This is a genomic window from Paenibacillus sp. PL2-23 (assembly GCF_040834005.1).
Lineage (GTDB): Bacteria > Bacillota > Bacilli > Paenibacillales > Paenibacillaceae > Pristimantibacillus.
In genome coordinates, this window is sequence record NZ_CP162129.1 from 3,366,575 (window position 1) to 3,388,443 (window position 21,869).

Below are 21,869 nucleotides of genomic sequence, written 5' to 3' on the forward strand. Positions count from 1 at the left end.
CTTGCGTCATTGGTTTGCCTCGCTGAAGCCTTTCTTATTGTGGAGAATAGACACGAATATTATTACCGTCAGGTTTTGGATTTTCCTTGGGGCAGGAGGATGGAGTCCTCCACCTTGATGCAGCGATCCATAATGATGTTCATCCCTGCCGCTGAGGCGATATTCGCCGCTTCGTCGTTCGATATGCCTAGCTGAAGCCACAAGGTTTTGGCACCGATGGCAGCCGCTTCCTCGGCGACAGCTGGCGTATGCTCGCTCCGTCTGAACACATTGACAATGTCTACCGGGACGGGAATATCGCTTAGCTTCGCGTAGCTTTGCTGCCCCAGAATCGTCTCCGCGTTCGGATTAACAGGAATAATCGTATACCCCTTCTTCTGCATGGCTTCCGATACCATATAGGAAACCCGATCCGGCTTGTCGGACAGTCCGACAACCGCAATCGTCTCGCTTGAACGCAGCAGCTCTCTGATCTGCTCTCTATCTGGATTATGAAATGCCATAGCCTTCACCCCTCGGTTCATTAAGATTCAACACTTTTAATGAGAAGAGGAATCGCCTTCGCCTTGCACCCATTCCACGTTGGCGCCCAGCGCCTTCAGGTGGTCAAAGTAAATCGGGTACGATTTCGCGACATGATGCGCGTCATGAATACGGATCGGCGCTTTGGCGCGCAGTCCCACGACCGTCAGCGCCATAATGACCCGGTGATCATAATGCGCGTCGATGTCGACGCCGCCCTCGACGCCTTCCGGACGGCCATGCACGATGATCTCGCTTTGGCGCTCCTCCACGTTCGCTCCCGCCTTGCGCAGCTCATTCAAATAGTCGGTAATGCGGTCGCACTCCTTGTAGCGAAGATTCTCTACATTATAGAAACGCGATGTGCCCTCCGCAAACACGGCGGCCGCCACCATCGCCAGAACGGCGTCAGTCGCATGGTCCCCGTCGAACTCTACCGCCTTCAGCTTGCCGTTGCCTTGCACGTGCACAACGCCGTTCTCGTGGGTAAGCGGGGCTTCCATCATCCGCAGTACATCCACAACCGCGCGTTCGCCCTGCTTGCTGCGCTCCAGCAAACGGTTCACAACGACGTCAGACTCCGTTACAGCGGCAGCGGCGAGAATGGCCGCGGAGCCCGGGTAATCGCCTTGTACGTAGTACGTCTTCGCTTCATAACGCTGACGCCCCGGCACTCTGAACCTCATATAATCCTCGTCCGCATGAATGACGATGCCGGCTTGCTCCAGCACCTCAAGCGTCTGTCCGACGACCACCTTGGACTTCAAGTCGTGAAGCACCTCGATTTCACTGTCCTCGTCGAGGAGCGGAGTCAAGAACAAGAGCGCGCTCAGGAACTGCGAGCTGATGTTGCCGGACACTTGAATTTTGCCGCCGCGCGGCTGTCCGCCTTGAATGCGAATCGGGAGCTTGCCTTCATTATGCTCAATTGTAACGCCCATCTTGCCCAGCGACTCAATCAAATCATCATGAGGACGTTTGCCGAGCGAATCCGGGTAACGATTAATGAAGGTAACGTCCGGGCATAACGACGCCACCGCCATGAGGAAGCGCAGAACGGCGCCCGCATTGCCTACATCCAGCTGCTCTACCGGCTTGGGATTGCGGCCGAAGCCGGTAATGACGATCTTCTCGTCGTCCTCCTCCACCAATGCCCCCAGATCGCGAATGCAGCGGCGCATAGCGTCGCTGTCTTCACTGTGCGCGGGAAAATAAATCGTGCTGGTGCCTTCCGCAAGAGCCGCTACCAGCAAATATCTTGTCGTATAGTTCTTCGAGGACAGCGCCTCAATTCTGCCCTTCAGCCGGGGCGTCGGCGTAACGATTACATCCATGTCTCGATTATGTCTCCTTCTATTATGAATTGGAATGATGAAGCTTCCATTGATTGATGATGATCGTTGCAACCTCTTCCACAGACAGCTCTGTTGTGTCGATCGTCAGATGAGCAAAGTCATAAATGCCTTGCCGCTGCTTCAGCAGCGTGCGCACTCGGCTCTCCACATCCCCTTGGAGCAGTGGTCTGGCCGTATCGGACATAACCCTGTCAATAATCTGCTCCGCGCTGCACTGGAGCGATACGACAAAGCCGCCATGCAGCATTGCATCGCGATTGCCTTCCCTCAGCACGGCTCCCCCGCCTGTGGCAAGCACCATGGGCTCCTTCCGTGCCAGTAGCGCTGTCAGCACCCGACTCTCAATGTCACGGAACGCTTCCTCGCCGTCGCTCTGGAAGATGGACGAGATGGTCCGGCCTTCCGCGCGTTCAATTTCTTCATCCGCGTCCACTCTGGCATATCCCAGCCGTTCCGACAGCAGCCGGCTGACACTGGATTTGCCCGTGCCCATAAAGCCGATTAAGACCAATTTGTCGCGTATTGCTTGTGAATCCATTGATCAACCTTCCTTATCTCCCTTATCTTTCGGTAGGGCTTTCATTTCTTCCATATCATATCATATTTTTTTGGAGCGACGGGTATAAAATATCGCAATATGCCGTATGGATGTTAATGATGCACGAGAATGCCTATTCCATATAAGGGAGCGACAAGCTATGCCAAGCGAAGCTGCGACACACGCTTTTCATGCTACAGAGCTCAGGATCAGACAAATACTGGACCCCGACCATCCCCTTTGCCGTGAGGATGTAGTCTGGATGCTGGGGTATATCAAAAAAAAGGTGGCTGACGGGGACCCATCCTTCATGGATCTGCCGCAGCCACGCTTGATGCAGAATTTTCTGTACTTTGCCGAAGCGGCGATGGCGCTCATCGTGCGCAGGCACTACTGCGATCAAGAGGCCAGCCGGCTTCGTCATTTGCTGAGACAAGCCGCTTACGGGCTAATCCCGGAACGGTGAAGCTTACGCTTGCATCCAGTTGAAGTGGAAGCTGCCTTCCTTGTCAACACGCTTGAACGTATGAGCGCCGAAGTAGTCGCGCTGCGCTTGCAGCAGGTTCGCCGGCAGGCGCTCCGTACGGTAGCTGTCGAAGTACGCCAGCGCGCTCGCGAATGCCGGTACCGGCACACCGTTCGTCACGGCTGCAGCGACAACCTCGCGCCATGCGCCCTGGTACGATTCCACGATGTTCTGGAAGTACGGATCCAGCAACAGGTTGCGAAGCTCCGGATCGCGGTCGTACGCGTCCTTGATGTTCTGCAGGAAGCGCGCGCGAATAATGCAGCCGCCGCGGAAGATCATCGCGATGTCGCCGTAGCGCAGATCCCAGCCGTACTCCTCGGAAGCCGCGCGCATCTGCGCGAAACCTTGCGCGTAGGAGCAAATTTTGCTCGCGAACAGCGCCTTGCGCACGGATTCAATGAATGCCGCCTTGTCGCCTTGGAACGGCGCCTTCGCAGGGCCCTTCAGCACTTTGCTTGCCGCTACACGCTCTTCCTTCATAGCCGACAGGAAGCGGGTGAACACGGATTCCGTAATGATGGACAGCGGCACGCCCAGATCCAGCGAGCTTTGGCTCGTCCATTTGCCTGTGCCCTTCTGTCCCGCGGAGTCCAGAATCACATCTACCATCGGCTTGCCCGTCTCCGGATCGTATTTCGCGAAGATATCGCGCGTAATTTCGATCAGGTAGCTGTCCAGCTCGCCTTTGTTCCACTCCGTGAAAATTTCATGGAGCTCCTCCGTGCTGACGCCAAGCACGTTCTGCAGCAGGTCGTACGCTTCGCAGATCAGCTGCATATCGCCGTATTCGATGCCGTTGTGCACCATTTTCACGTAATGGCCAGCGCCGTCCGGTCCAATGTAAGTGCAGCATGCGTCTTCGCCAACCTTGGCGGAGATAGCCGTCAGAATCGGCTCCACCAGCTCATAAGCCGACTTCTGTCCGCCAGGCATAATGGATGGGCCCTTCAGCGCGCCCTCTTCGCCGCCGGATACGCCCGTGCCGATGAAGCGGAAGCCCTTCGCCTCCAGCTCCTTGCTGCGGCGCTGCGTGTCAGGGAAATAAGCGTTGCCGCCGTCGATGATAATATCGCCTTGGTCCAGATGCGGAACAAGCGATTCGATCGTCGCGTCAGTACCCGCGCCCGCCTGCACCATGATCAGGATCTTGCGCGGCGTCTCCAGCGACTGCACGAACTCCTCGATGGAGTAAGCCGGCACCAGGTTTTTGCCCGCCGCTTCCTTCATCAGATCATCCGTCTTCTCGCGGGAACGGTTGAACACCGACACCGTGAAGCCTCTGCTTTCAATATTCAAAGCCAAGTTCTTGCCCATGACCGCAAGTCCGATAACGCCGATTTGTTGTTTTGACATCTGGTTTTTTCCATCCTTTGTCTGTAGTTTTGTACACAATAGCTCTATTCTACTCTTTTCTGCCCCAGATGAAAACTGTTTGCATCCAAAATTGTAACGCCGACGCATTAGATTTATTAACCGATTCAAAAAAACGACCTTACGCCGCGCGGTCCCCGCGCCAAGCATAAGATCGTTTCTAATCCCAAGTCCATATGCAATCAATCATTCATTATAGCTCCAGCTGAAGCATTTCGGACCGAAGTCCCATCAGCCTCTCCTTCGATTTTGTAACCGCTTCCTCATCCTTGGCCTCCAAAGCTTCTTGCAGCACGCAAAGCTCGTAATCCAGCTCGTAGCGCAGCACCACAGCCCTTTCCTCAGCTCGTTTCGATTGGAACGCTTTGATCATTTCTTCAATGGTGACAAGGGGCTTCTTCTGATAAATAATCCGATGTTCCATGCCAGACACCTCCACAAGTCGTATAATCTCGCCGAACATAATGTTCTCAATCACGATTTGACGATCCTTGATCCGCTTCACGACCGCATGTCCACGTGTGTCATTAATAAGCTTTTCGAGCAGCTCCGACAATTTTTCATCCTTGATAATATAATCGCCCACAATTTTGTACCGGCTGTTCATACGTTGGAAATGCAGCTTCACGAGCTTGCGCCCCGTCCGAATCGACACGAGAAACTGTCCCTCCGTCTCGCTCCAATACAAGGAGTACCCTTCCTGAATAAGATCACGGATGAGATTTTGGATTTGCCGGCGTTCGAATCGTAGCTCCAAATTGCAATATTCGACTTCATAGCTTTTGTTCACGGCAATCCCTCCTTAACTTTAATATAAACGCAGTGGGAACTTGGGAAAACAACGAATGCTGGACAGTTGACGAAATAGTCTGAAAATTTGTTCTTATCCATATCTTATACTCCATCTTATGTTCTGGCAACTTGGATTATTGACTAATTTTCGGAATACTCCGTCCCTTTCTTCATTTTCCCTATGGTTCTGCGCACGAACGCCCATTCTATGTTATAATGATTATCAAATAATAAGACTTCTCAATATAACATAACAAAGGAGCTCCACTATGACAACGAACCTCACATCCCCGGCTCTGGCCGGATTCCAGCAGGCTGACTTCGACGTCTTTCAGCTGCAAGGGCTGGAGGAGAGAATGGCTGGCATCGAAGCGCAGATACGGCCCAAATTCCGGGCTATTGGCGAGCGGCTGACAGCCGAGCTCGCACCGCTCGCGGGCAAGGAGCTGCACCTCCATATTGCCAAACACGCCAGACGTACCGTGAACCCGCCCAAGGATACTTGGCTCGCGATCTGCGATAATAAGAGAGGGTACAAGGCACACCCCCACTTCCAGCTTGGACTATTCGACGATCATCTGTTCATCTGGCTCGCCCTCATCTACGAGGTGCCGAACAAGAAGAGCATCGCCTCCGGCATGCTGGAGCGGCTGGATGAGGTCATCGCGTTGGTGCCGCAGGACTATGTCCTGTCCATGGATCATATGAAAAAGGACAGCACGCCGATTCGCGAGCTGGACGAAGACGGCTGGAGAGCCATACTGACCCGGTTCCGTGATGTGCAGAAGGCCGAGCTGCTCATTGGACGTCACGTCGCCGCGGACGACCCGCTCCTGGGTAACGGCGACGCCTTGCTGGCCTATGCCGCGTCCACGTACGAGTCGCTTATGCCTCTGTATCGTATGGCTTGCGGCAGCAGCCAATAAATAGACGCAAGGCCTTCCGGAGGGATTGCTTATCCCCCGGAAGGCCTTGTTCTGCTTTAGCAGCTAGGAATTATGTGGATGAGCCTGCTTCGACAGCTGAGCCCTGCTGGGCTGCCGCCGCTCTCCTCTGCTTCCGAGATTTGCGGAAGAACAGCAGCTCGTAGACGCAAGGCACAATAATAAGCGTAAGCAGCGTCGCGACGGCTAATCCTCCAATAACGACAATCGCCAGGCTTTGCGATACGATGCTGCCGGATTCGTGGCTGCCGAACACCAGCGGCAGCATCGCGCAGATGGTGGCCAGCGCCGTCATGACAATAGGACGCATACGAGTTGCAGCCGCTTCGATTAACGCTTCTCGCACGGTCATCGTCGCTTCATTCTGCCTGACACGGTCGATAAGCACGATCGCGTTGGTCACAACAATGCCAATCAGCATCAGCGCGCCGAACATCGCTGTAAAGTCTGGCGTTATGCCGGAGACAAGCAGACCCAGTACCGCTCCGATCGCCGCCAGCGGCAGCGTAATCATGATGGCAAGCGGCGCCCGAAGCGTCTTGAAGGCAAGAACCATGATCAGATAGACAAGCCCGATGGAGATCAGCGCGGTTAAGCCCAGATCGGCGAAATCCTGGGACTGCTCCGCAGATGCGCCGCCTATGGAAATGCGGGCGCCATCCGGCAGCTCCAAGCCGTTAATCGACTTCGTTAGCTCCTCCCCAACGAGCGAGAGCTTTTTGGGATCCACATTTGCCGTAATTCGAATATAATTTTCGCCGTCCTTATGGTAATAAGTCGAAGGCAGCTCCTTCTGCGTCAATGTCGCTATATCGGAGATTGCTTGCGATCCGCCCTCCGTCCATACCGTCAAGCTCTCCAGCTCGGCGGCCGTATCGGGGTTGTCTATCGGGAGCAGCATCACCGGGACAGCCTCTCCCTCCACGGGAATGCTGCCAAGCGGTACGGGATTCAGCAGCCCCTGCAGCTGCATGGCCACCTCCTCGCCCCTCGCTTCGCCGTTCAGCTCGAAGGTATAGACGGACTTCTTCTCCTCCTGATTACTTTCCACCTTGAGCACGCCATCTATGTCTGCTGCTGCGCGAAGCGCCTGCTCGGCCGCCCGCTCCAGCCCATCCTCGTCTTCAGCGGTCACATCCATAAAGATGGATGAGGAGCCGCCGCCCATCATGAGATCCATCGCATTAGCGGCAAGATCGGCGTTCTCGTACTGGGATTGCTGCCCGCGAACCGCATCCATGAAGGCTTCCGCGTCCGCGCCCTCCTTCATGTCCACTAACAAGCTGACGAGTGTAGGGGACACGATGGCGCCGAACTGCGCGTTGTCGGAGCTGTTGCCAATGGCCATGAGCACCCACTCTACATCCCCATGTGCGTGGATGAAGCCCTCCAGCTTCTCGCCGCCCGCGATCACCTCGTCGTAAGGCGTGTCGCTTGGATACTGAAGCTCGACATTCACATGCTCGGAGCTGGAGGCATCCAGCGCCCCCTTGGGCATCGCGGCATAAGCGCCAACGGAGGCGATAAGCAGCACCGCCGACAGGGTCAAGGGAAGCCATTTGCGCTGCAAATTCCACGCCATAAAGGCAGAGAAGCGCGTCGAGCCCTTGTGCTCAGCCTCCTTCGTACCCTTCAGCAGCACCGCGCTGAGCAACGGCACAACCGTAAGAGCGACTACAAGAGAGGCAAGCAGGGAGTAAGTTACCGTCAGCGCAAACGGCAGCAGGAAATCCTGCAGGGAGCCTCGCAGCAAGCCCATAGGAAGGAAGACGGCCACCGTTACAATCGTCGAAGAAGTAATGGCCGACGCAACCTCCTTCGTCGCCTCTGTAATAAGACCGATCGAGAACGTCTCGCGCTGCAGCCTTCGGTATATATTCTCAATAACGACGATGCTGTCATCCACTAGCCGGCCAACGGCAACCGCTACGCCGCCTAACGTAATGATATTGAGAGACACCCCGGACAGCTGCAGCAAATATAACGTGATAGCAAGGGACAGCGGGATGGATACGATCGTGACAATCGTCGCGCGGAGATTGCGCATGAAGAGCAGAATAACAATCGTTGCGAACAGCGCCCCAAGGAGCACCTCGCGCAGCATGCTGTTCACGGAATGCACAACGGACTCTGCCGTGCTGATTAACACCTGCGCCTCCATCTGAGGGTCGTTGGCATTCAGCTCCTCTATTTCCTTCTCCACTTGGTTGCCCACCGCAACGGCGTTTGCATCGGCGGCTTTGGCGATCGTCAGCATAACGGCATCCTTGCCATTCATACGGCTCAAGCTTTCGCTCTCCGAGCTGAGCTGCACGTCAGCGGCATCAGCAAGCGTCAAGCCGGCAGCAATCGGAAGAGCCCGTAATGCTTCCAGATCGTCCACTCGATCGACCAGCTGGATATTTGCCGCCGCTCCGTCCACGTTCCGGTCGCCCAAGGAGACTGTTACGCCTCTGCCCTGCAGCACATTCATCAGCGACAGCACTGGCAGGCCAGCCTCCTGCAGCTTATCCGCCTTCGGCGCAATCGTAATGACCGCCCTCTCCAGGCCGGACACCGTAATTGCTCCAGCGCCATCAATAGCTTGGAGAGCGGCTTGTACCTTGGACACCTTTTCCTTCTTCTCTGTTTCGGACATGCTTTCATCGAACGACACCGTAATCCAGCCGATAGGTATCATGGACGTGTTAAGCTGCGTCACGAACGGCTGCATCACATTTGAAGGCAGCGGCACACTCCCAATAAGCTCCTGGATCGCGGCTTTGGCTTCCTTCATGTTTGTTTTGGAATCAAAATTAATGGAGATCTGGGAATAACCGTCCCATGTCGTGGAGAACATCGTGGTTTTGCCATCGACGAACATCACCGCTTCCTCCAGCGGATTCGTAACCTGCTCCTCCATCGTGCCTGCGCTGCTTCCTTGCCCGATTGCAGTAATGACAACCTGCGGATTGTCCGCGGACGGGAGGAATTCCATGGGCAGGCGTAAATAGCTGATGGCTCCCATCACCAGCGCCATGACGACGAGCAATAGAATTGCCGCCTTGTTTCGGAATGACCATTCTGTCATTTTGTTCATAGTGTGGCACAAGCTCCTTCTCTACTGGTTTTATCCATACCATCATAAGCGCTGGGAATCGTTAGGAAAAACGTCTGTAGGCGGTAATTCGACCGCATCGCAAGACGGAGCGTGCCTGCGACTTCAGTCTGGGATTACGCTTACATTTCGCTTTGAGATTTGAACCGAGTGCAGAGGGAGCGTATTTATTCTTAAAATGCAACAAAAAAACGCCGGCCCTGGTGGCTTGCGGCCACCCGCCGACGTCTTAATGGGTTCATGATGAAGCTGCTGAGGTCTGCTTCTGCTCTCTGGCATCCAATTGGCGGAAGCGGAGCACTAGCAGCATCGCTGCCAAGCACAAGATGCCGCCGATCAGGTACGGCAGGCCCAGCTCTATGGTGAAGAGCAAGGAGCCCAGCAGAGGGCCGGCGATGCGGCCGAGGCTGTCCATAGACGAGCTGAGACCGGAAGCCACGCCTACTCCGACCTTCGTCTTCTGCGTAATCAAGGAGGTTACGCATGGACGAATCAGAGCGTTGCCGACGCCGAATACCGCAAGCGATACAATGGCCCACCACAGCGAATGCGCATAAAGCAGCAGGAAGAAGCCGGCAGCCGATATGACCAAGCCAATCGAGATGTACTTCCCTTCCTCGCCCTTCTTGATTCTGCGCCGTACAATGCCCCCTTGCACCAGAGCGCCCACCAAGCCGCATACAAAAAACAACAGCCCAACCTGAAGCGGTGTCACATCAAAGCGCTTCATCCCAAAAAATTGAAGCGTCGCTTCCATGCCCGCCAGCGTAAACGTAACAAAAAACGCCAGTACATACAGGTATTTAAGCGGTCCCTGGAACGCCTTCCAACGAGAAACGCTTTTTTCGCTTTTGGCCTTGCGCTTCTCCGGGGGCAGCGACTCCTTCAGCTTCGCCGCTGCCAGCAGACAGGTCGTCAGCGCAAGCGCCGAAGCCGCAAAAAACGGCGTATTCAGCGAGAATATGCTGAGCAGTCCGCCGAAGCCCGGGCCCAGCGTAAAGCCGAGGCCTATGGACATCCCGACCAGCCCCATACCTTTGGTGCGCTGCTCCGGCGGCGTAATGTCCGACACATAAGCAACGATAACCGAAGCGACCGCTCCGGAGAACAGTCCCCCCAGAGCACGGGATGCATACATCAGCGTCAAGCTGTCGCCCGCGAGTCCGAACAGCAGGAAGCTGGCGGAGAACCCGGCCAGTCCCGTCAGGATGACCGGCCTTCTGCCGATCCGGTCCGACAGCGTTCCCCACAGCGGTGACAGAATAAAGGATACGGCCGAATACAGCGCGAGCATGCGCCCCGTATGCATCTCGGCTTCCTTGGGATCAGCCTCCAGAATAATTTCTGGCATAACCGGGATGATAATGCCGAACCCTATAAAGGTAATCATAAGTATAGCCATAACAATCATTAATCGACTATCTCTTCGTCTTTCTTTCATGCAGCAATCCCCCCACGTCTCTATCGTAACATATTGGATTTGTGTCATCTTTGAACAATTCGGGAACAAATCGGCTATGCGAATGGGCGCTCCAAGCGGCCAGCTTCAATATCCGCTTGCATTCCCCCTTGTTTTTGTTATACTCTACTATGTTTGTACACTTCATGAAAGGCAGGGATGACAGCGATGGATCATCGTCAAACACCGCTCTTCACTGCGCTTCGCGAGCATGCGGCGCAAAATCCCGTTCAATTCCATATTCCGGGACATAAGAAGGGCCTCGGAAGCGATTCTGAATTCCGCGCATTTATCGGCGACAACGCGTTGTCGATCGATCTCATTAATATAGCGCCGCTGGACGACCTGCATCAGCCGACAGGCGTCATCGAGCAGGCTCAGAAGCTGGCTGCAGACGCATTCGGCTCCGACTATACCTACTTCTCCGTACAGGGCACCAGCGGAGCAATCATTACGATGATTATGTCCGTCTGCGCTCCCGGCGACAAAATTATCGTCCCGCGCAATGTGCATAAATCCATTATGGCGGCCATTATATTTGCTGGCGCCAGGCCCGTGTTCATCTCGCCCGCCAGAGATAACAACCTGGGCATTGATCACGGCATTACGACAAGGTCCGTGCGCCGCGCGCTGGAGAAGCATCCCGACTCCAAGGCGGTGCTGGTCATCAACCCGACCTACTTCGGCATCTGCGCGAACCTGAAGGAAATTGTAGATCTTGTGCACAGCTACGACATTCCCGTGCTCGTCGACGAGGCCCATGGCGTACTGATCCACTTCCATGACAAGCTGCCCATGTCCGCCATGCAGGCCGGCGCCGACATGGCGGCGACAAGCGTACATAAGCTTGGCGGCTCCATGACGCAGAGCTCTGTGCTTAACATTCGCAAGGGGCGCGTCAATCCGCAGCGGGTTCAGACAATCATCAGCATGCTGACGACAACGTCCACCTCCTATATTTTGCTGGCTTCCCTGGATACATCAAGACGCAATCTGGCCCTTCATGGCCGTGAGCTCGCGGAGCAGGCAATCGCGCTTGCCCAGGATGCCCGCCGTCAAATTAATGAGATTCCAGGGCTGTACAGCTTCGGCGAAGACATTCTGGGCGGAGAAGCAACCTTCGACTATGATCCCACCAAGGTAACGATTCATGTTCGCCATCTTGGCATCACAGGCTATGAGACGGAGAACTGGCTGCGGGAGCACTATAATTTGGAAATCGAATTAAGTGACATGTATAACATTCTTTGCCTAGTTACGCCTGGCGATACCTCAGACTCGTTAGCTAAGCTATTAGAGGCGCTCCGCGGCTTGTCCGCCGCGTTCTATGAAGGAGCCGAGGCTCGCGAGCTCGTGGTCAAAATCCCGGACATTCCGCAGCTCTCTCTCACGCCTAGAGACGCGTTCTACGCCGAGACGGAGGTTATTCCGTTCAAGGAGTCGGCGGGGCGCATCATCGCGGAGTTCATCTATGTCTATCCGCCCGGCATTCCGATTCTGCTGCCAGGGGAAGTCATCTCGCAGAAAAATATTGACTACATCGTCGATCATGTAGAGGTGGGACTGCCCGTCAAAGGACCCGAGGATCGCAGCATTGAATTTGTAAAGGTCATTGTGGAGGAAACAGCCATTTCCTAGCGGTTGCCGCTATCTTGTAAACCTTTCCAGCCCATGCTAAGATGGCTCTAGAGGTGATGCCGATGAGTCAAAGCGCTTATATTAAGCTGGTGAAAGGCTCCAAGGATCAATCCGTTACGCTTCGAGATGTTGAGGATGCCCTGCTTCGTTACCGGGAGATGACCTCGTTAACGGGCTCTCAGCTGGGCTGGGATTATGAGGGGGCCGCTTTCCCTTATACGATTCAATCGGAGGGGGATGAGCGGTGGTTCTATCTGAAGGGCGTCTCGTCATCCTACAGGCATATCATTATGGGGATATCGGAAGCGACTAGCACGGACGGCGATTCCGTTCCTTGTGTCCAGGTTGTGCTGCCTGAAGAAGCAACCCACGGCGACAAAGCCAAAGCCAATGAGCTGTGCAAATATATGGCGAAGCGCTGGCAGGCCGAGCTGACCCTGTTCAACGGCAGAACGATGTATTACAATCCGCGCAAATAGTATAACAACCATACAATATGACAAAGGCTCCCCGACTGGCGTTACGCCGATCAGGGAGCCTTATCTTCTAACATTATTCCTTGCCTTCATTCTCCGTACGCGCAATTTCCTCATAAATGGCTGTCACGCGCTCCCATTCCGCGTCATCCTCGATGCCGACCAGGAATGCTTCTTCGTCTTCTTCTTCTATGCGGAAGATTACGCCGTCTTGCTCCGGATCTTGGCGATCCAGCAGAACAGCATATACGTTATCATCGGATTCGAACGTGTAGACCATTACCATCTCGCGCTCTTCGCCTTCATCGTTCGTTACGATGAACACATGCTCTTCATGCTCGTGATCATGTCCACAGCCGCAGTCATCGCCACACTGATCTTGCTTGTGCTCGCTCATGATTTGTTACCCCATTTCACTAAATTGATCATACCTTGCCATCGTACCATGTATAACTACAGACGGTCAAACGAAAAGCTCCGCATGGCGCGGAGCGTCTTCGTGCCCTATCCTGTTCACCCTAAGGAGCCCTTGATGGAATTTGCTTCTCCGATACGACCGCCCACTCCTCCGAGCCCTCCAGCTTCAGATAGAAGCGAACCGTATAAATGCCCGTCGATTCGAATTTGTAATCAAATTCCTCGGAGACGAACCAGAAGATGTCCTTATCCTTCATCTCATTCGCCACGTTTTTGTTTTGAATCGTTTTTTCTTTCCCGTATGGGTCTACAATGGAAAACTTAACGGCCGCAATGTCCGTCTGCAGATTATCGATCTGCGAGAATACCTTGATCTTGCCCTGGAAGCCCTTCTCCACCACGCCGAATGGACTATTCCCCTTGTTGTACAGGAACATATGTACGTTCGGCTTGTAGACCGTCGCGCGCTTATTGGCATTGTCCCACTTCACGATGGCGTTCAACGCGTTCGCCACTTCTCTAAGCGGCAAATAGGTTTTACCGTCAATCATAAGCCCGCTATCGGCCAATTCCCCACCGTTGACTAGCACACGAACCTTCTGAGCAGCGTCGTTTGCAAAGATGATGGTGCCCCCGCACAAGCTGAGCAGCACCAGCCAAACCGCTACCTTCCTGAACCTCATAGCTGCATTAACCCCCATCCGTTATTCTGGATGTAAGGTTATACTCCCTGAGCCGAACAAAGTTGCGGTCTGCGGGCGTTTTATTTTATATGAGATCAAATGATTCCGAAGTTGTCAAATGCTGTTGAAACCTGCGCTTGCCTGGGAAATATACCCCCCTTTATTACCCCATTGTTTTGGTCAAAATACAAGGCACGCCCTTGCCAATCGCTCCGGGCTCCTGCATGCTGGCCAAGTAACGCATGCCTCTTGCGCAGGGCGTCTTGCAAACCTTGCAGGTATCCGACAGCACCAGCTTGTAATTGACCTGCCTCCGATCGTTCGCAAGCTGCTTCCCCTTCGCCGCTTTCCCCTTAGCGCCTTTGCCTTTGCTCATGCCCGCCCACTCCTTCAATGATCATCCTCTTGCCTGTGACATTGTATGCCAATATGCGGCGATGTGCTTCTGTCCGCATTGGCAACCGAGCACAAAATTTGGTACAGTGACAGAAGGGACCAATTGAGGGGAGAGTAGGTTCAGATGCATATTACAATGCTAGGGACGGGGAGCGCCTTCGCCAAGCGTTATAACAACAATAATGCGCTCATCGAAGCGAACGGCTATCGACTGCTCGTCGACTGCGGCATTACCTTGCCCAAGGCGCTGCATGATTTCGGCATGGACTTCCCGCAGCTGAACGCCGTTCTAATCAGCCATATTCATGGCGACCATGTCGGGGGACTGGAGGAGCTGGCCTTCCAGATGATGTTCAAGCATCAACGCAAGCCCGTGCTGTATATTGCCGACGTGCTAGTGGAGCCGCTATGGGAGCATACGCTAAGGGGAGGCTTGACCCAAGGCGACTTGAACAGCATCACCGATTTCTTCGAGGTGCAGCCCCTTCAAGTGGGCAAGTCGTACATACTCGCCAACGGCCTTACCGTGGAGCTGATCCAGACCAAGCATATTGAAGGCAAAGCCAGCTTCTCATTCCTGTTTAATGGCACCTTTTTTTATTCCGCTGATATGCGGTTTGACGGCCAGCTCCTGCAGGAGCTGGTGGAGAGAGGCGTGGAGACGATCTACCATGATTGCCAGCTGGAGCCGCCCGGCGTGGTCCACGCATGCTTGGACGAGCTGCTGACGCTGCCTGCTGAGGTGCAGGAGAAGACATGGCTGATGCATTACGGAGATGCGATGGAGCAATATGCGGACAAGACTGGCCGCATGCGTTTCGTCAAGCAGCACACCGTTTACGATGTATAATGGAACAAAGCCGGAGGAGACGCCGTTTATGGCGCCTCCTCCGGCTTTGCTTATAGGCTCTCCTAGAACAGGGGCAGCTGATCCAGATTGTTAGAGGGATCACCGTCCGCGTCGCCGCGAATGTACATTTCGCCATCGCGTCCCTTGAAGGCATTGACGCCGGCGATTTGACCGGCCTGCACCTCTTGAAGCGCAGCCTGGTAATCAAGCTGACGCCCGGTGGACGTTTTGAACGCCGTAATGTCCCCGTCCCCATTCTTCTGAACGGCTACGATAACCTCTCGTGTGTCGCTCGTATTCCCATTCGCTTGCATAGATGCTCCTCCTTTGTCGCCTGCATGGCTTCATTCGGAGTTAGCGTACCCACCCTATCTAACCTCTATTCCTTAACCTTCCGCATCCATACATGCTCTTCGTCATATGACCATGTATCCTGCTTGAGCAGCTCAGCCACACCACAAATACAGATCATTATGAGACCGAACATCCCCGTGAGCCAGATTGCCAGGTACGCGTACAAAGCCGTCATTCCTATCGCCTCCTTGCGCTCTCTTTCTAACCATGTATGCGCGAGGCTGGCAAAATAGTCTAACGGATTGGCGGAATACAGAGCATGCCGCTGTACAAACAATAACGAGGCGCCAACTAAAGGACAGGAGTGTGGACGGAATGACGGATTTGAATAGCCAATATGACTGCGCGAATGCATCCTCCGATTTGCCGGCATTAATCCAGCAGCTTCAGCAGCTGGAGAACGGCGCTCATGATGAGAGCAAGCAATGGCAGGACCAGGTCAATCATCTGCGCAATCAAATTGCTTTTATCCGGAACAAATGCGACTTGACCAAGGAATCTTAAGGACATAAGAAGGACAACAAACAGGGTCGCGTCAAGAGGCTTAATTCTTCCTCTTCCGGCGCGACCCTCTTCTATATTGACTTGTTTCCGCTTCCTCCTCGTCTTCCCTCTTCGCCGCTATGACTGCCCATAACGCAAGAAGATCGCCAATGACGACAACAATTCCCGCGATGATCGCCAGGTCATCCGCAGAAAGCCCGCTGCCGCCGCGTCCACCGGATTTGGATTTGGGCATCGTTATACTCCCCCGCCGATTTGCCTATGATGATAGCAGTCTATTCAGATAGGCGTGAATGGAGTGGGCATTTTGGCAAAATCGTCACTTCACATCCTGCAACCGATCCACTAGCAGCTCCAGCTTCTCGTTCGCCGATCCCAACGTTGAGCCATCGAACAGGAGCAGCAGTGCATTTTGCATCTGATATTGGGCAGGTGGATACGTGCTTAGCATGAGGGTCTGGTGCTCCAGCAGCTTGCGGCCCTCCACAAGCTCTTCTTGAGCCGGAAATATGTAGACGTACAGCTCGCTGCCGTCTTCAAGCCGATACGCCTGCTGGGACTGGGTTCCAGCTGCCAGCCTGTAAGGCTCACGCATGCTCGTTGCCTCATAGGAGATGTTCTGCTCCACGAGCCTCTCTTGGATCCATGCCTGATTCAGCAGCCTCAGCTCTCGCATGAACATCTCCTCGGACTCCGAGAAGCGGGTCAACCACAATGCCCATATGGTGATTAACGTGATTAACAAAGCGCCTAATATAATGAAATAAACCTTGATTGTCTTCACAGCCTCACTCCTGCCAGCGATTCCTTTGCTTCATACAGTTCTAACGCTTCGCCAACCTAAATGGTTACAGCCCAAAAAGAAAAACCCTTAGCAAGTAAGGGTCAGGCTGTTGACAAAGCCCCAGATTTCTGGGGCCTTGTTCTACAGAGAAGGTTATTTATTTAAATATTCGTATATGAAATCAAAGAAGATCGCCTTACCCTACCTGCTTGGCTAGGTGGTTGGCGATCTTCTTTACGTTCTGAACGAGGGCGGTCATCAATGCCTGTTCCAGGACTTTTTTCTGTCCCCGAAACCGGCAATAGCGAAGTCCGTGGAGCTCTTTGGCATCCGCGAAACTTCGCTCAACAGTTTGGTATCGTAATCGGTAAAGATATTTGCCAGAACGGCTGCGACCGTTCTGCTTGACCCATTCCTTGCTGTCTTGCCACACGTGCCGCGTGAGCACTCGCTGTTTCTTTTTCGAACGCGTGCATTCATGCAGCATGGGGCACGCTGCGCATATCTTTGGGTCAGACTTGTAGTGGCGGTATCCATCCCGGTCGGTTGTGGAATAAGGCAGTTCGTGCTTCTGCGGACAGATGTAGACGTTGTGTTCCGGATCATATTTAAAGCGCCATTTCGCAATTAATCCTTTTACAGGGGTAAAGCTTCTGCCACCAATGACAGCGTAAATGTTCTTTTTGTGAAGTTTCCTGCAAATCGAAGCTGTAAAGTAACCTGCATCCAAAGCAACGGCTTCAAGCGACTGTTCAAACCCGAATTTCTTTACCTGGAGTTCAAGGCGATCTAAATAAGGCGTCGAATCATGGACATTTCCTGGCGTGATGTGCACATCCGTCACGATGTTGTATTTATGGTCAACCGTGCGGTGATCAAGATAGAAGAAGCCCTCTGGCTTACCGTCGCGCACCATATAGCCGCTCTCAGGGTCCGTTGTGCTTATCTTTGTTTCCTTCTTTTCCGTCACCACCTTTCGAGGTTTTAGAGCTTTTTTCCGTTCGATGCTCTGTCTGCTTCAACGGCTGCGTCCAGCTCGTCGAGATAGTTTTTTACACTCTTCTCAACTTCTTGTTTGACGAATTTTCGCTTATTGGCATTCGCTTTAAGATGCGTAGAATCCGTAACTAGGACGCGGCCTGCCACCATACGAAGTTCAATTGCTTTGAAGACAATATGGTCAAATATCTCTTGGACAAGATTACTGTCCGCGAGTCGTTTCCGATTCAGGCTTAGTGTGCTATGGTCGGGTACTCGATCCGTAAGTCCCAGACCAACAAACCACCGGTAGGCATTGTTGAGCTGCACTTCTTGTTCGAGTTGGCGCTCAGAGCGGATCCCGTACAAATAACCAATGAACATCATTTTAAAGAGCATAATGGGATCGACAGATGGGCGTCCGTTATCTACTGAATAATAGGGTTTGACCTTTTCGAGAATGAAGGAGAAGTCGACGTGCTTATGTATTTTTCGGAGTTGGTGATTCTGCGGAACGAGATCCTCGAGGCACACAAATTCGTAGCTATTTTGAATGTTTGAATTAGAACGTAACATCCTAACACCGCCTTAAGTAAGTTAATAATATTATACCATATTAACGCGGTAAATGGATAAAGAAATAATGCAATAGAAAAGCCTGTTGAGGTTTATCAACAGGCTGACCCTTAGCAAGTAAGGGTTTCTCCATGTGTGTTGTTAATGTTAGAAGCGTTGGCCGCCGCCGATTTGCTGCTCCGCGATTTGAACCAGCTTTTTCGTAATGTAGCCGCCAAGCGAACCAGCGTCGCGAGTGGAGAGGTTACCGTTGTAGCCGTCTTGCTGGTAAGCAACGCCCAGAGTGGAAGCTGCCTCCATTTTGATTTGATTGATCGCTTGTCTAGCTTGCGGTACTACCAGCGTGTTTGAATTTTGTCTGCTCATGTTAGTCACTCCTTAGTTGGATGTGATATTATTTTGTCGCGAAAATCGAGAACTATACACCTGAACCTGGGTGCTTTTAAATTTTTTTTGAAAGCTTCTTTACGTTCCTTTGTTACATGGAGTGGCTAGGCAGCCGATAGTATTAGAAGGGAGGTGAAGCAATGGATATCGCAGCGATGTCGACAGCGCTAAGTCAAGCATCCTTGTCCCAAGCCGTTGGAATCAAAGTACTTAACATGGCTAAGGGACAAGCTGAGCAGCAGAGCCAACAGTTTGTACAGATGATGAACGCCAGCCTGGACCCCAATTTGGGCAAGCATCTCGATCTTCGCGTCTAGCTGACCATAGGCTGATGACTACCTCAATCCAGATATATGAGCGAAAAGAAACAACCAACGATCTCGCTCTTGCGGGATCGTTGGTTGTCATCCATCTTAATTTACAATTTAGGCTTGACCTCCAGCAGGAGGACCCCTTCTGAGCCTAGGCTGAAGCTGGAGCCCATACTCTGGCCAGTCATCATATTTTTCACCGTCACACTTTGATTGTTCGCCATCTTCAGACTAATAGCAGAGCTTGATTTGCCCACATTCACAATCGTCATTAGATACGTATTGGATCCGTTCGGCACAACGCGCCAGAAAGCGCCCTTGGATGGCAGCCCATTGTTTTCTGTCAGGACTACAGGCGGTGTATGGTTGCGAGCCTTCAACTCGGTCGTCACCTTGGCTGCCATATTCGTTACGGAATTGTCCATCAGCTTAATCAGCTTGCCCGCACCCTTGGAGAGCGTCTTCGCGCGAGGCTGTTTGTACTCGTTGAACTTAAGGCTGACGTCATCGAGGATGACGGTCCCTCCGTTGTTGAGATAAATTTGCAGCGCGTTAATTTCAGCCTCCGTCACTTCTTCTGTCTTGCGGACGACAATGACATCCCAATCGGAGTTCGGCTGTTTGAAAATAATGTTTTTCGTGGCGAAGCCGAGAGGAACGCCGCTGAAGTACATGGATTCGTACATATCGAACTGATCACTCATATAATTGGAATCATTAATAGCTGCAGCCTCGGAGTAGAACAAGCGAACCGGCTTGCGTTCTCTCTGAAACTTAACAATTTCGTTCGAGAAGGCATTCAGATCCATCATCGTCTTGGTCAGCTCCTGGGCCACTTGAGGCTGCTGGGCTACTGAGGCAGCGTACGATTCACCCAAACCTCCAGACGCATTCTGCAGCCTCTCTTCAATCGATCCATCCGGATTACGGCCCCAGAACCAAGTGAGCCCACCGTTTAGTCCATGTACCGTCGTCTGCCAGTACGTCGATCGGACATACTCCGGCTTCATATACAGATCGCGGTATTGAGTGGTAGAGAGCAAATGAACCTCGGAGTTGAAGTGCGGCTTGTTCGGACTGACGGAATCCATAAAATCATAGGACATAGCCATCTCTTCCCAATAATAAGCATACTTCGACTCCCAGCTCTCTGGACCAGGGCTATTCATATTCCGCTTGCGGATCTTCGCATCGTCTCCAATCATCTCCGTCAGCTCGGTTAACGCTTCGAAGTCAATACCGTGATCCCGGGCACCTTCGACGAACAGATCCGGCATAATCTTGAGCTGAGTCCTGGCCGCTGGATCGTATTTTTTAACTTCGTCATGAAGGAAGGTCAGCCATTCCGTTCCGCGATCCATATTGAAGCGCGACCAGTCGTACCAGATTGGCGTGTTCTTGTACGACAAGTCCAGCGGAATCGTTAGATTTATTTGGCTGAAGGCTGTGTAGCTGGTTCCCCAGAGCGCATTCAGCTTTGCAATTGTGCCGTGCTTTGTCTCGAGCCACGTTCTGAACTTGCTCATCGTGTATGTGGTTACATTCGCAATTGCAGCCCAGTGGCCTTTGGCCGTGAACCAATGGGGCTCATTCGCAAGAATGTAACCAAGCTTCGTATAATTCTGGCCGGCAGTAGTGGGAATTGTCCCTTTAAAAACGTCCTTCCATATTTCTCTTACCTGCGGGTGATCAAAATCGTATTTGGTGAAGAAGCTCTGACCCTATATAGCCTGCCGTATTCGTTGGTCGATTCTGCAGGTCACTCATTTTGGTCTGGTCAATCGTGCCTGCCTCGTCGAGTGCGAAGATGGGGCTGATCGCCTTGGGGTGATCCAGCTTGCCAAGATATTCATTGTACAAGGTTGGATCGGATGTTGAAATATGGAGCGGCTTAGAGAAGTAATCGTACAGGAAAACCGGCCTGCCATTAGAAATGAACTGATCGTTCTGTATCGTAATGTTGGACCAATTCACCTTCGGAACTGCACGTCGCGTTATCGCTCCGCTTATGACCTGCGTCAGCTCCGACTTGGCCTTATCCAACATTTGAATCACTTCATTTCTCTCAAAGTTGGGAAGCTCGTTGGCCAGCTGCTGCGCATTCCCTTGGAACTTGCTCACCCTCTCGAACTGCACCTTGTTTTTGGCTACGTTCGCCGCATCCCAATCTGCATACTTGAGAAACTCGGCAGCCATCCAAGCCGCACTTTCCTCTCGAGTCGTATCGTGCCCGCTTCCTTTCGCCTGCGTTATTAACGTATTCAACTCACCCAGCTTTCTTGTCGCTTCCTGCTTGGGCGTCTCCGCGCCAGACACCTTCGACAAGCCATCTGCAGCTGCCAAGCTTATGGCAAGTGTGATACATAGGGTCAAGCTGGCCAGCCTTTGTTTGATTCCCATAACAACACCTCGTTTCGTAATATGAAATCGCTTACAATCTTTGACGAACAACTTCTATGCTACCTTCATTTCGACAGCTTATTGCAATCGAGATACCCTCCTTTAATTTTATATTTAAATTCAATATTTACATGTAATAAATTATCCTTATTTTTTCCATATGTCAACAACAAAAAAATCACCCGCACTTTGCCGAAAAAATGACAAAATGAGAGTGATGGTGTGTTCACAACATGCTTAACAACCGATCAAATAAGGTGAATCGAATTCGTATCAGATTTGTATCGCTGTCCCAAAATGATATATTATGAAAAGGAAAAAAGCCCTGATTTCTCAGGACTTTTCAGTATGATCTGTAGTGGGCTCGAACCACTGACCCCCACCCTGTCAAGATGGTGCTCTCCCAGCTGAGCTAACAGATCTCGTCAGCGACAATTAATAATATATCAAAAATAAAATACATCGTCAATATGATGATCCAAATATTTTTCAAAAAAAACAAGCGGCT

25 protein-coding genes and 1 tRNA gene are annotated in these 21,869 nt (G+C 52.6%); 7 read left to right on the forward strand and 19 right to left on the reverse strand.

Features of this window, described 5'->3' with window-relative positions; translation table 11 throughout:
* Positions 1-68: 68 nt before the first annotated feature.
* The 3 genes from AB1S56_RS14735 to AB1S56_RS14745 are packed head-to-tail and all read right to left on the reverse strand — an operon-like array spanning position 69 to position 2,415.
* Positions 69-503, reverse strand: coding sequence for a CoA-binding protein (locus tag AB1S56_RS14735; RefSeq protein ID WP_340871809.1), 435 nt, complete (start codon positions 501-503; stop codon positions 69-71).
* A gap of 36 nt (positions 504-539) precedes the next feature.
* Positions 540-1,856, reverse strand: coding sequence for a 3-phosphoshikimate 1-carboxyvinyltransferase (gene aroA / locus AB1S56_RS14740; RefSeq protein WP_340871810.1), 1,317 nt, complete (start codon positions 1,854-1,856; stop codon positions 540-542).
* 22 nt (positions 1,857-1,878) lie between these two features.
* The gene (locus AB1S56_RS14745) at positions 1,879-2,415 is read right to left on the reverse strand and encodes a shikimate kinase (RefSeq protein WP_340871811.1); all 537 of its coding nucleotides are present in this window, start codon (positions 2,413-2,415) and stop codon (positions 1,879-1,881) included.
* Positions 2,416-2,677: 262 nt separating this feature from the next.
* On the opposite strand from AB1S56_RS14745, the gene AB1S56_RS14750 reads away from it, so the two are divergent.
* Positions 2,678-2,881, forward strand: coding sequence for a hypothetical protein (locus tag AB1S56_RS14750; protein WP_340871812.1), 204 nt, complete (start codon positions 2,678-2,680; stop codon positions 2,879-2,881).
* 3 nt (positions 2,882-2,884) lie between these two features.
* Here the strand turns inward: AB1S56_RS14750 and gndA are convergent, their stop codons facing one another.
* Positions 2,885-4,297 carry an NADP-dependent phosphogluconate dehydrogenase gene (gene gndA, locus AB1S56_RS14755; RefSeq protein WP_367903364.1) on the reverse strand — a complete coding sequence of 471 codons (1,413 nt, stop codon included), beginning with the start codon at positions 4,295-4,297 and terminating at the stop codon, positions 2,885-2,887.
* A gap of 211 nt (positions 4,298-4,508) precedes the next feature.
* A complete protein-coding gene (locus AB1S56_RS14760; protein ID WP_340873657.1) occupies positions 4,509-5,105 on the reverse strand; it encodes a hypothetical protein in 597 nt (198 codons plus the stop codon).
* A gap of 271 nt (positions 5,106-5,376) precedes the next feature.
* On the opposite strand from AB1S56_RS14760, the gene AB1S56_RS14765 reads away from it, so the two are divergent.
* Positions 5,377-6,033, forward strand: a complete 657-nt coding sequence (locus AB1S56_RS14765) for a DUF1054 domain-containing protein (protein WP_340873655.1) — start codon at positions 5,377-5,379, stop codon at positions 6,031-6,033.
* A 70-nt stretch (positions 6,034-6,103) separates the two neighbouring features.
* Here the strand turns inward: AB1S56_RS14765 and AB1S56_RS14770 are convergent, their stop codons facing one another.
* Together AB1S56_RS14770 and AB1S56_RS14775 are read right to left on the reverse strand one after the other, a co-directional pair.
* Positions 6,104-9,130, reverse strand: coding sequence for an efflux RND transporter permease subunit (locus tag AB1S56_RS14770; protein WP_340873654.1), 3,027 nt, complete (start codon positions 9,128-9,130; stop codon positions 6,104-6,106).
* A 256-nt stretch (positions 9,131-9,386) separates the two neighbouring features.
* Positions 9,387-10,589, reverse strand: a complete 1,203-nt coding sequence (locus AB1S56_RS14775) for an MFS transporter (protein ID WP_340873652.1) — start codon at positions 10,587-10,589, stop codon at positions 9,387-9,389.
* A gap of 186 nt (positions 10,590-10,775) precedes the next feature.
* Here AB1S56_RS14775 and AB1S56_RS14780 point away from each other — a divergent pair, with 186 nt between their 5' ends.
* Both AB1S56_RS14780 and AB1S56_RS14785 read left to right on the forward strand, forming a co-directional pair.
* Positions 10,776-12,245 (forward strand): aminotransferase class I/II-fold pyridoxal phosphate-dependent enzyme, encoded by a 1,470-nt coding sequence (locus AB1S56_RS14780; RefSeq protein ID WP_340873651.1) that lies wholly within the window; start codon positions 10,776-10,778, stop codon positions 12,243-12,245.
* 62 nt (positions 12,246-12,307) lie between these two features.
* Positions 12,308-12,724 carry a DUF1885 family protein gene (locus AB1S56_RS14785; RefSeq protein ID WP_340873650.1) on the forward strand — a complete coding sequence of 139 codons (417 nt, stop codon included), beginning with the start codon at positions 12,308-12,310 and terminating at the stop codon, positions 12,722-12,724.
* A 73-nt stretch (positions 12,725-12,797) separates the two neighbouring features.
* Here AB1S56_RS14785 and AB1S56_RS14790 read toward each other — a convergent pair whose 3' ends face one another.
* From AB1S56_RS14790 to AB1S56_RS14800, 3 genes are all read right to left on the reverse strand, one after another.
* Positions 12,798-13,118: a DUF1292 domain-containing protein gene (locus AB1S56_RS14790; RefSeq protein WP_340873648.1), complete on the reverse strand. Its 321-nt coding sequence runs from the start codon at positions 13,116-13,118 to the stop codon at positions 12,798-12,800.
* Between the two features lie 121 nt (positions 13,119-13,239).
* On the reverse strand, positions 13,240-13,821 hold the full coding sequence (locus tag AB1S56_RS14795) for a stalk domain-containing protein (protein ID WP_340873647.1): 582 nt from the start codon (positions 13,819-13,821) through the stop codon (positions 13,240-13,242).
* A 163-nt stretch (positions 13,822-13,984) separates the two neighbouring features.
* On the reverse strand, positions 13,985-14,197 hold the full coding sequence (locus tag AB1S56_RS14800; protein WP_340873646.1) for a hypothetical protein: 213 nt from the start codon (positions 14,195-14,197) through the stop codon (positions 13,985-13,987).
* A 144-nt stretch (positions 14,198-14,341) separates the two neighbouring features.
* Between AB1S56_RS14800 and AB1S56_RS14805 the strand changes: the two genes are divergently transcribed.
* The gene (locus AB1S56_RS14805; protein WP_340873645.1) at positions 14,342-15,067 is read left to right on the forward strand and encodes an MBL fold metallo-hydrolase; all 726 of its coding nucleotides are present in this window, start codon (positions 14,342-14,344) and stop codon (positions 15,065-15,067) included.
* A 62-nt stretch (positions 15,068-15,129) separates the two neighbouring features.
* On the opposite strand, the gene AB1S56_RS14810 is transcribed toward AB1S56_RS14805, so the two are convergent.
* Positions 15,130-15,381, reverse strand: coding sequence for a DUF3892 domain-containing protein (locus AB1S56_RS14810; protein ID WP_340873644.1), 252 nt, complete (start codon positions 15,379-15,381; stop codon positions 15,130-15,132).
* A gap of 65 nt (positions 15,382-15,446) precedes the next feature.
* Entirely contained in the window at positions 15,447-15,596 is a 150-nt protein-coding gene (locus AB1S56_RS14815) for a hypothetical protein (protein WP_340873643.1), read from the reverse strand.
* A gap of 140 nt (positions 15,597-15,736) precedes the next feature.
* On the opposite strand from AB1S56_RS14815, the gene AB1S56_RS14820 reads away from it, so the two are divergent.
* Entirely contained in the window at positions 15,737-15,925 is a 189-nt protein-coding gene (locus AB1S56_RS14820) for a DUF2524 domain-containing protein (RefSeq protein WP_340873642.1), read from the forward strand.
* Between the two features lie 40 nt (positions 15,926-15,965).
* On the opposite strand, the gene AB1S56_RS14825 is transcribed toward AB1S56_RS14820, so the two are convergent.
* The 4 genes from AB1S56_RS14825 to AB1S56_RS14840 all read right to left on the reverse strand — a co-directional run bounded on the left by AB1S56_RS14825 (position 15,966) and on the right by AB1S56_RS14840 (position 18,629).
* Complete coding sequence (locus tag AB1S56_RS14825) at positions 15,966-16,160, reverse strand: hypothetical protein (protein WP_340873641.1); 195 nt, start codon at positions 16,158-16,160, stop codon at positions 15,966-15,968.
* An 84-nt stretch (positions 16,161-16,244) separates the two neighbouring features.
* Positions 16,245-16,709 carry a hypothetical protein gene (locus AB1S56_RS14830; protein ID WP_340873640.1) on the reverse strand — a complete coding sequence of 155 codons (465 nt, stop codon included), beginning with the start codon at positions 16,707-16,709 and terminating at the stop codon, positions 16,245-16,247.
* Between the two features lie 196 nt (positions 16,710-16,905).
* Positions 16,906-18,263, reverse strand: a protein-coding gene (locus AB1S56_RS14835) for an IS1182 family transposase (RefSeq protein WP_367903365.1) whose coding sequence is annotated in 2 segments (ribosomal slippage) — positions 16,906-17,699 and positions 17,699-18,263 — 1,359 coding nt in all. Because the reading frame shifts where the segments join, the coding sequence is not laid out codon by codon here.
* A 147-nt stretch (positions 18,264-18,410) separates the two neighbouring features.
* Positions 18,411-18,629, reverse strand: a complete 219-nt coding sequence (locus AB1S56_RS14840) for an alpha/beta-type small acid-soluble spore protein (protein WP_340872934.1) — start codon at positions 18,627-18,629, stop codon at positions 18,411-18,413.
* A gap of 161 nt (positions 18,630-18,790) precedes the next feature.
* Between AB1S56_RS14840 and AB1S56_RS14845 the strand changes: the two genes are divergently transcribed.
* Positions 18,791-18,967: a YjfB family protein gene (locus AB1S56_RS14845; RefSeq protein WP_340872933.1), complete on the forward strand. Its 177-nt coding sequence runs from the start codon at positions 18,791-18,793 to the stop codon at positions 18,965-18,967.
* A gap of 101 nt (positions 18,968-19,068) precedes the next feature.
* Here the strand turns inward: AB1S56_RS14845 and AB1S56_RS14850 are convergent, their stop codons facing one another.
* The 3 genes from AB1S56_RS14850 to AB1S56_RS14860 all read right to left on the reverse strand — a co-directional run bounded on the left by AB1S56_RS14850 (position 19,069) and on the right by AB1S56_RS14860 (position 21,783).
* A complete protein-coding gene (locus tag AB1S56_RS14850) occupies positions 19,069-20,487 on the reverse strand; it encodes a beta-galactosidase (protein ID WP_340872932.1) in 1,419 nt (472 codons plus the stop codon).
* 163 nt (positions 20,488-20,650) lie between these two features.
* A complete protein-coding gene (locus tag AB1S56_RS14855; RefSeq protein WP_340872931.1) occupies positions 20,651-21,361 on the reverse strand; it encodes a hypothetical protein in 711 nt (236 codons plus the stop codon).
* 349 nt (positions 21,362-21,710) lie between these two features.
* Positions 21,711-21,783: transfer RNA gene (locus AB1S56_RS14860), tRNA-Val, on the reverse strand.
* Positions 21,784-21,869 lie beyond the last annotated feature (86 nt).